This is a genomic window from Luteibacter sp. P4_E6, from assembly GCF_056401535.1.
Map to the genome: position 1 here is coordinate 1 of NZ_JBFUJE010000147.1, position 8,599 is coordinate 8,599.

Sequence of the window (8,599 nt, forward strand, 5' to 3'; positions counted from 1 at the left end):
CAATCGGCCTCGGCCATCTCCAGCACCGGGGCGAGCGTCCTGGCGCCCGCAGCGACGGGCAGCGGCACGGCGGGGCCCTTGTTGTCCTGCCGGAAGGGCCAGCGTTCGAGCTTTCCGGTGGTGGGACATCCGTGGTGGAGACAGGCGTGGGAGATCAGATCGGCGGGGACTTTCGGCGTTCCCGCGCGTTTGAGGTAACCCGGCGACGCCACCAGAACCAGGTGATACAAACCCAGCCGCCTCGACATCAGGCGTGAGTCCACGCCCTCACCCGTGCGGATGGCCACGTCGAAACCTTCGTTGACGATGTCGACCAGGCGGTCGCTGTAGTCGAGATCGAGCTCGATCTCGGGGTACTTCGCCATGAAACCCGCCAGCGTCGGCGCGAAAAGGCCACCGAGGATAGGCAGGCTGACACGCAGCTTGCCGCGTGGCGTGGCCCGGTTGCCAGCCAACTCACGCTCCACATCGCCGATTTCCTGGAGGATGCGCCGGCAGCTCTCCAGAAGCATCTCGCCTTCCGGGGTCAGCGAGATGCTCCGTGTGCTGCGATGGAACAGGCGCACACCCAGGTGCGCCTCGAGGCGGGCAATGGTCTTGCCTATGGCCGACGAGGACAACCCGAGGATGCGGCCAGCCTGCGTGAAGCTGCGCGTTTCTGCAGCGTGGACGAAGGTGGCGAGGGAGCTCAGGCTGTCCAAGGCGGGCGCCTCATCCGGGTAGGAAGGCTACATCGTGCTGCCTTCCGCCCTTTCAAGGCAATCTCAGGCCATCGCCGCCTCGGCATGCGCCGGATAGTCCGTGTAACCGGCGGCGGTACCGCCATAGAACGTATCGCGGTCATAGGGAGCCAGCGGGGCACCGTCGGCGATGCGCGCCGGCAGGTCCGGATTGGAGATGAAGAAGCGACCGAAGGCGACCAGATCCGCGCTGCCTTCGGCGAGGATCGCCTCGGCGGATTCCGGCGTGAAGCCACCGGCAGCGATCAGCGGGCCGTGGAAGAACTGGCGCAGCAGGCGCGACGCCACCGGGTTCTGGTCCTTCGATGCATCTTCCGCATTGCCGAGCACGCGCGGCTCGATAAGGTGCAGATAGGCCAGGTTGAGCTTGTCGAGCTCGGCGGCGACGTACGTGAACAGCGCTTCCGGGTTCGAATCCTTCATGGCGCCGAAGCTGCCACTCGGCCCCAGGCGCACCGCGACGCGGTCACTGCCCCAGACCGAGATAGCGGCCTTCGTGATGTCGAGCAGGAAGCGGGCGCGCTTTTCGATGCTGCCACCGTAGCTGTCCGTGCGCTTGTTCGAACCGTCCTGCAGGAACTGGTCGATCAGGTAGCCGTTSGCGCCGTGRATYTCGAYRCCGTCGAAGCCAGCCTCTTTGCCACGGACAGCGGCGAGGCGGAACTGCTCCACCATATCGACCACCTCGGCTTCGCTCAGCGCACGATGCGGCGAGCTCGGTACCCAGCCATTGGCGGTATAGGCGACGCCTTCATAGGCTACTTCGGACGGAGCGACGGGCGCACCGCCATCCGGCTGCATGTCGGAGTGCGACTGGCGGCCCGCGTGGAACAGCTGAAGGAAGATCAAGCCACCCTTGGCGTGCACGGCGTCGGTGACGCGCTTCCATCCCGGGATCTGCTCGTCGGCATAGATGCCAGGCGAGCCGAGGTAGCCGCCGCCGTTCGGCGCGACCACGGTCGCCTCCGACACGATATAGCCGCCCCAGGAAGCACGCTGGCGGTAGTACTCGACCATCAGGTCGCCCGGGTTGTCGCCCGGCTGCTCGGAGCGCATGCGGGTCAGGGGCGCCATGACCACGCGGTGGTCGAGTCGGATAGCGCCAAGGGAGATCGGTTCAAGGAGTTTGCGGGTCATGGAAGTCGGCCGGTAGTGGGAAGGAGAGACCGCGGAAACATCCGCGCTTCGCCATCAGTTGGGCCCTCCCTTCGCCAGGCAGTAGCCCGGCGGGATTCCAGACAGTGCGGCCGTGGATTCCGCAATGACCACTACCGCGTAAGCGACGCGATCAGGGGCTCTGCCGGTCGTTCTCGGCAGAGATCTCCTGCATGTCGAGGTCGCGTTCGAAGTAGTGCAGGAGTTCGTCGTGGATCTGCCCCGAGCGGTGTAACCGGAGCAGTTCCACGCGGCCCGCCGCGAGCGCGGCGAGGATCACGTCGTAGTGAGCTTCGCGTCCGCCGGTGAAATCCTGCGGGGCAACGGCATAGCGTTCGGCCACCGTCACGCGATACGTGTACTGCTCGAGCAGACGAGGATGGACAAGGTGCCCTTCGCTGTCGTACGCATGCGCCTTGACCGCCTCCAGTTGCGCGAGGTCGATCAGCCTGTTTGCCTGACCCTCATTGAGGTGCACGGTGTCGACATGCACGGCGCTATCGAGTTTCAGCCAGCGAATAACCGGGGCGATCGTGCCGCCCTGCACCACCACCGTCACCAGGATGACCGCGAAGGCGGCGGCGAGCGTCAGGTCGCGCCCGGGCATCTGTTCGGGCAAGGACAGCGCGATAGCCAGTGTCACCACGCCACGCATGCCGGCCCAGCTGAGCAGGAACGAGGCCGACGGTGATGCCGGGGCAACCTTCTTGCCGACGAGACGCGCCAGCGGCCGGCGCAGGTAATCGGTGGCGTAAACCCATAAGAAGCGAGAAAGAATCACGGCGGCGAGGACGGCCAGGATCGGTGCGCCGAGAGCGTCCAGCGCGCTGCCGATGCCGCCGAGGCGCTCGACCACGCCGCGCAGCGAAAAGCCGATGAGAATGAACACCAGGGCTTCAAGCAGGAAGATCATCACGGCCCAGAACGCCGTGGCGCGCATGCGTACGTTGGCCGAAAAGATGTCGTGCTGGTACCAGCCCAGCAGGATGCCGGTCGTCACCACCGACAGCACGCCGGAAACATGCAGGCTTTCACCACCGATATACGCCGCCCAGGGCGACAGGCACGCGGCGGTGATCGCCAGGTAGACATGCGTGATGCGACGGACGACCTGGACCGCGATAAAGCCCACCACGGCACCGACGACCACGCCGCCCGCCGCCAGGCCCACGAAACTGAGCGCGGCCTGTTGTGCACTGAAGGMGCCGGTCAGCGCAGCGGCGACGGCGAACCGAAACAGCACGAGCCCCGTCGCATCGTTGAGCAGGCTCTCACCCTCGAGCAGGACCATGAGCCGCCGCGGCAGGCGCACTTTGCCGAGCACGGCTTTCGCGGCCACGGCGTCCGGCGGCGACACGACGGCACCCAGTGCGAAACAGGCCGCCCAGGGCAGTGAAGGCACGACCCAGTGCACGGTGGCACCCACGGCAAGCGTCGTGAAAACGACGGCACCGATGGCAAGCCAGAGGATGCCACCCAGGTACTTACGGAAGTCCGACCAGACCGTGTAATACGCCCCGTCCTGAAGCAGCGGCGGCAGGAAGACGATCAACACCAACTCCGGGTCGAAGGTCACTGGCGGGATACCGGGAAGGAACGCGATACCGATCCCACCCGCCAGGAGCGCTGCCGCCGAAGGCAGCCGAAAACGCCGTGCGATCAGCTCGAGCGCAAGGATCGCGACCAGAAGCAAAAGCACGAACTTGAACGTTTCTGTCGACGACATGATGACCCCTGCGAAAGCGGGACAGCCCGCAGCATCCCAAGCATAGACGAGGAGGACTATCCTTTGCGGATGGACCGTATCGAAGCTATGAAGGTGTTCGTTGCAGCGCTGGACGAGGGCAGCCTTGCGGGTGCCGGCCGGCGACTTTCGCGATCGCCGGCGGCGGTGAGCCGGGCCATCGCCTTCCTCGAACATCACGTCGGTGCCGAGCTGCTTCATCGCACCACCCGGTCGATCCGGCTAAGTGAAGCCGGCGAACGCTATGCCGCCGCCTGCCGTCGCGTCCTGGCCGAACTGGATGAGGCCGACCTCAGCGTGGCGGGCGAGCGGGCGTCGCCGCGTGGCACGCTTACCATCACCGCGCCGCCGGTCAGCGGCGAGGACATCCTCCGCCCCGTGGTGGACGCCTATCTCGAAGCCTATCCGGACGTATCGATCGACTTCAGGCTGCTCGATCGCCACGCCAATCTCGTCGACGAAGGCATCGACATCGCCATGCGCGTGGGCGAGCTGCAGGATTCATCGATGGTCGCCACCCGGGTCGGCGGCGACGTGAAACGCGTGGTCGTGGCGTCGCCGACCTACCTCGATGCTCACCCCCCCATCCATGAGCCTGGCGATCTTCTCCAGCAGCGCATCATCACCACCACGCACTTCGGCCACGACACCTGGGTGTTTCCGCCCGCACCGGGCAGCTCCGTCCCTCGCTCGATCCGCTTCAAGCCACGGCTCGTCGTGAACAGCGTGCGCGCCGCCATGGCCTCGGCTGTGGCGAACCATGGGGTAACGCGCCTGTACACCTATCACGTGGCCGACCGCGTCCAGGATGGCTCCCTCCGCCTGGTGCTGCGTCACGCCGAGTCGGCCGGATTACCCGTGCACCTCATCACGCCTAACGGGCGTCTGGCCGTCCCGAAGGTCCGCAGCTTCGTCGACTTCGCGGTACCGCTGTTACGCACGGAGTTCGCACGCCTGATGGCCGAGGCGGAGGCCCTGGGCGGCCGTTGAGGCCTCAGCGCTGCGCGGCGGCAACGTCCGTCAGCAGGCGTACGTAGCCCTGCGGGTCCTGCGAGCCTGAAAAGAACGGCTTGTCGTCCATGAAGTAGTTGGGCACGCTGGTCACCCCCGCCCGCTGTACGGCCGCCTCGCGTTGACGTACTTCGGCATGCAGGGGCGTCGAGCGTGCCACTGCCTGCGGCGCCATGCCGGCACCGGTCGCGAGCGTCTCGAGCACACCGTGGTCGCTAAGGTCCTGGCCCTCGGTGAAGTACGCGGTGAACATCGCATCGGCAAGGCGTGTCTGCAGGGACGAACCGCCCTCCTTCCAGGCGAGTCGGAGCAACGAGTGCGCGGCCAGGGTATGCGAGGTGCGCGTCTGCTTGTCGTAGTTGAAGACAGCGCCAAGCGGACGGCYGGCCGCGACCGCGCGCGCGTCCATGGCCAGTGCATTCTCCCAGCTTCCGAAACGGGCGCTGCGGAAGGCACGCCGATCCATGCCGTCCGGCGGCAGGGTCGGATTGAGTTCGAACGGGATCCATTCCAGCTCGACGTCGATGCCCTGCCCGGCAAGTGTCGCGATGGCCTTGTCCAGGCTGCGCTTGCCAATGAAGCACCAGGGGCAGATCACATCGGCGACGACCTGGAGTTTGAGTACGGTGGTGTCTTGCGCTTGCATGGGGGGTTCCCGATAGTCTCGTTGCGAGCAGGGCCGCGCGCTCGCGTTGCTCCGCGGACGCGCGGCCCCGTGGTGAGCGATCAGCGACCGGCGTTCTGGCCACCGTCGACGTAAAGCACTTCACCCGTGGCGAAGCTGGCACCTTCCAGGTACAGCACCGCATCGGTGATGTCGCTGATCTCGCCGATGCGCTTCATCGGATTGAAGGCAGCGAGGGTCGCGAACGTTTCCGGCGAATGGATCGGGGTCTTGATGAAACCAGGGGACACCGCGTTGATGCGGATGCCTTTCTCGCCGTATTCCACGGCCAGTTCTTTGGTCACCGAGGTGAGGCCACCCTTGGTCAAATTGGCGAGCGCCGTCGGGACGCCCGCGATAGCCTGGTTCACGAACGTCGTGGTGATGCTGACGACGTGACCGCTACCCTGCTTTTCCATCTGCGCAATGGCACGCTGGGTGATGTGGAAGAAACCGGCCAGGTTGGTCGAGATCATCGCGGCGAAGTCGTCCGTCGTGTACTCGGTGAACGGCTTGGCGATGAAGATGCCCGCATTGTTCACCAGGGTGTCGATGCGACCGAACTTCGCCATCGCTTCACGCACGACGCGCTCGGCCGTGGCGGCCTCACCGATGTCGCCGGCGACAGCAAGCACGTCCGGGTCACTACCCTGGACGATGGAACGCGACGTCGCGACGACGCGGAAGCCCTTGGCGCGATAGGCCTTGACGAGGCCTTCGCCGATACCCTGCGAACCGCCGGTGATGATGGCGACTTTCTGTTCGTTGCTCATGTCGATCTCCTCATGGGTACGGCTCACCGTTGAGCCGATGGAACCCAAGTTGGGGATCAAGAGGAACGTGCTGAATGGCCGGCCGCAGGCAGTGACTGTTCCGCTGCGCGCAATAATGCCTGTCTACGTTCGTTACTTGCCCGGATCGGTCGCTCCGAGCTCGCCGGTGTAGTGGGCCAGCCTTGTCTCCACGTCCGGCGTCTTCTGCAGGCCCTCCTTCATCAACTGGCCGATCTTCGCCTGCGCCTGCGGACGCTGTACCGAGGTGATGAAGGCTGCCCAGCCCGCACCGATCTCGTTGTCGGGCGGCAGCGAAGGGCCGTTGACCAGTTGCTTGATATCGGCGATAGCCTGCTTGTCGAATCCGGCGATGCGGCGCGCCAACGCGTCCACGAAGCCATCCAGCTCGGCATCGGGTAGCGAACGGTTGACGTAGCCATAACGCTCGGCAATATCGCCGTTGATGTCGTCACCGGTGAGCAGGACTTCCAGCGCACGGCCACGCCCCATCAGACGCGGTAAGCGCGCCATCGGGCCACCACCGGGTACCAGCGCGGCGCCGACTTCCCATTGCGACAGGATCGCCTTTTCGCGGCTGGCAAAGCGCATATCGCTGGCCAGTGACAGCTCACTTCCCAYACCCGTGGCACGCCCGCGAATCGAAACGATCGACACCACGGGCGCCTTGCTCAGGCGGACGAGCATGTCCGGTAGCGGGGGCAACCCGGTCGGCCCGGGGGGAAGACCGGTGGTCTTCTCCAGCGCTGGCACGAAGTCGTAATGGGTGAGGAAGAATCCCGGCACATCGCTGTCGAACACCACCACACGAAGATCAGGATCCTTCTCGATCGCGGTGATCACTTCATTGAGCTGCGGAATCGTTTCCGGCCCGAAGATGTTGAACGGTGGATTGTGCAAGGTCACCCGCCAGTACGCGGGCGAGATCTGCCGGACCTTGATCTCCTGTTTGACCGGAGCGGCGCCGTGGTCGGCTGCGGCACCTTCCGCGGCGAAAGCAGAGCCCGTGACGGCCGCCAGCAGCATCGCCCCGGCCATGAGACATGTTTTCATGAGGTCACCTCGGTTTGCGTTTTCGTGTCACGCAACAGTAAGTCCGCCGTGACCTGCAGATATAACTTGCAGCGGGTCGAACTTTATTGTCGCTTCGCGTCATGGCACTGGCCAATCGACAGATAGGAAACGATCAAGTCGGTGCGTATAACCGGAGAGGATTGCCAACACTGGAGGACGATCGATGCGCTTACTCGCCGTTGTACCCATTGCGCTATTGGTTTTCGTCGCCCTTCCCGTTCATGCCGCATGGCACGCCGCGAATCCGGCAGTTGCGGAAGCCGTGAAGAACCCACGGATCGCCGCTGTGCTCGATGCGACCACACGCATGGACAAAGCGATCCTGGCTCATGACGTCTCTGCTTTCGGTAACACCTTCACCGACGACGCTGTCGTCAATAATCCTTTCAACATGATTGCGAGAAAAGCCGACGCTGTTAACAACCTGCGAACGCGGATGATCGATTACACGTCCCTGGACCGATCGATCGAGTACGCCGCAACCAGGGGTGCCCATGACGTGATCCTGATGGGCGAGGAAACGCTGACGCCCGTCGGCAAAGCGCGCTTTGCCGGCAAGACCGTTCATCGACGGACCACCGAAATCTGGACTGACGAAAGTGGCCAATGGAAACTGGCGATCCGCCAGGCGACCATTTATTCCGCAGAATGACGCATGCGTTCTAGAATCCCAGCACTTCCATGGGAGATTCCAGACGCATGACTGACCCGACCTTAGACGAACTCGCCCGCGAAGAAGCCGCGCTGCAGTTCGACGGCTTCAGCCTGGACACCGCCTGGACCATCGGAAACGCGTTGCGCGAAGGCGCGCTCGCGCGCTCGGGCGCCGTGGCTATCGAGATCGCCCTGCGCGACCGCCCGCTGTTCTATACGACAACACCGGGCGCCGACACGTCCAACGGCAACTGGATCCGCCGCAAGCGCAACACCGTGCTCGCGCTCGGTACGAGCACCCTTGTCGTCGGCATGAAGCTGGCGAAGGCTGGCCAGACCCTCGAAGAACGCTACGGACTTGCCCCGGCGGAGCATGCCTCCGATGGCGGCGGCTTCCCGCTACGGCTGCGCGCCTTGGGTGTCATTGGCGCGATCACCGTATCCGGCATGCCCTCGCTGGAGGATCACCGCCTGGTTACGGACGTACTTCGCGCGTTCCTGCCGCGCTGATCGGCGCCAACTCGGGCACGTGACTCATTACGTGCTCGGCGATGGCCGCGATGGTGAGGCTCGGATTGACGCCGAGGTTGGCTGAGAGCACGGACCCGTCGCACACATAGAGGTTGCGGTAGCCATGGATGCGGCCGCGGCTGTCGCACACCCCCGTACCCGCACCCCGGCCCATCACGGCACCGCCCAGGCAATGGGCCGTCATCGGGATATCGAGGAAGATTTCTGACAGTGAGGTCATCGCTACCCCGCCGGT

At 64.7% G+C, this 8,599-nt stretch carries 10 protein-coding genes; 3 read left to right on the forward strand and 7 right to left on the reverse strand.

Going from position 1 to position 8,599, the window contains the following annotated elements; all coding sequences use genetic code 11:
• The 3 genes from AC1DT2_RS10930 to AC1DT2_RS10940 all read right to left on the reverse strand — a co-directional run.
• Positions 1-701 (reverse strand): LysR family transcriptional regulator (locus AC1DT2_RS10930; protein ID WP_477296216.1); only part of this gene is annotated, 701 nt, incomplete at its 3' end.
• Positions 702-764: 63 nt separating this feature from the next.
• A complete protein-coding gene (locus AC1DT2_RS10935) occupies positions 765-1,877 on the reverse strand; it encodes an alkene reductase (RefSeq protein ID WP_477296217.1) in 1,113 nt (370 codons plus the stop codon).
• A 151-nt stretch (positions 1,878-2,028) separates the two neighbouring features.
• Positions 2,029-3,621: a Na+/H+ antiporter gene (locus tag AC1DT2_RS10940; RefSeq protein ID WP_477296218.1), complete on the reverse strand. Its 1,593-nt coding sequence runs from the start codon at positions 3,619-3,621 to the stop codon at positions 2,029-2,031.
• 69 nt (positions 3,622-3,690) lie between these two features.
• Here AC1DT2_RS10940 and AC1DT2_RS10945 point away from each other — a divergent pair, with 69 nt between their 5' ends.
• The gene (locus AC1DT2_RS10945; RefSeq protein WP_477296219.1) at positions 3,691-4,629 is read left to right on the forward strand and encodes a LysR family transcriptional regulator; all 939 of its coding nucleotides are present in this window, start codon (positions 3,691-3,693) and stop codon (positions 4,627-4,629) included.
• A 4-nt stretch (positions 4,630-4,633) separates the two neighbouring features.
• Here AC1DT2_RS10945 and AC1DT2_RS10950 read toward each other — a convergent pair whose 3' ends face one another.
• The 3 genes from AC1DT2_RS10950 to AC1DT2_RS10960 all read right to left on the reverse strand — a co-directional run bounded on the left by AC1DT2_RS10950 (position 4,634) and on the right by AC1DT2_RS10960 (position 7,158).
• Positions 4,634-5,296, reverse strand: a complete 663-nt coding sequence (locus tag AC1DT2_RS10950) for a DsbA family oxidoreductase (RefSeq protein ID WP_477296220.1) — start codon at positions 5,294-5,296, stop codon at positions 4,634-4,636.
• 80 nt (positions 5,297-5,376) lie between these two features.
• The gene (locus tag AC1DT2_RS10955; RefSeq protein ID WP_477296221.1) at positions 5,377-6,087 is read right to left on the reverse strand and encodes an SDR family NAD(P)-dependent oxidoreductase; all 711 of its coding nucleotides are present in this window, start codon (positions 6,085-6,087) and stop codon (positions 5,377-5,379) included.
• A 132-nt stretch (positions 6,088-6,219) separates the two neighbouring features.
• Positions 6,220-7,158: an enoyl-CoA hydratase/isomerase family protein gene (locus AC1DT2_RS10960; protein WP_477296222.1), complete on the reverse strand. Its 939-nt coding sequence runs from the start codon at positions 7,156-7,158 to the stop codon at positions 6,220-6,222.
• A 184-nt stretch (positions 7,159-7,342) separates the two neighbouring features.
• Here AC1DT2_RS10960 and AC1DT2_RS10965 point away from each other — a divergent pair, with 184 nt between their 5' ends.
• Positions 7,343-7,831, forward strand: coding sequence for a nuclear transport factor 2 family protein (locus AC1DT2_RS10965; RefSeq protein ID WP_213948233.1), 489 nt, complete (start codon positions 7,343-7,345; stop codon positions 7,829-7,831).
• A gap of 47 nt (positions 7,832-7,878) precedes the next feature.
• On the forward strand, positions 7,879-8,343 hold the full coding sequence (locus AC1DT2_RS10970; protein WP_213948234.1) for a heme-degrading domain-containing protein: 465 nt from the start codon (positions 7,879-7,881) through the stop codon (positions 8,341-8,343).
• Here AC1DT2_RS10970 and AC1DT2_RS10975 read toward each other — a convergent pair.
• The coding region (locus tag AC1DT2_RS10975) for a GMC family oxidoreductase (protein WP_477296223.1) at positions 8,309-8,599 on the reverse strand (291 nt) is incomplete at its 5' end. The genes AC1DT2_RS10970 and AC1DT2_RS10975 overlap by 35 nt on opposite strands.

What these genes read in the sequence shown, in the direction of transcription:
- AC1DT2_RS10945 (WP_477296219.1), top strand. Translation starts at nt 3,691, where the DNA reads ATGGACCGTATCGAAGCTATGAAGGTGTTCGTTGCAGCGCTGGACGAG.
- AC1DT2_RS10955 (WP_477296221.1), bottom strand. Translation starts at nt 6,087, where the DNA reads ATGAGCAACGAACAGAAAGTCGCCATCATCACCGGCGGTTCGCAGGGT.
- AC1DT2_RS10965 (WP_213948233.1), top strand. Translation starts at nt 7,343, where the DNA reads ATGCGCTTACTCGCCGTTGTACCCATTGCGCTATTGGTTTTCGTCGCC.
- AC1DT2_RS10970 (WP_213948234.1), top strand. Translation starts at nt 7,879, where the DNA reads ATGACTGACCCGACCTTAGACGAACTCGCCCGCGAAGAAGCCGCGCTG.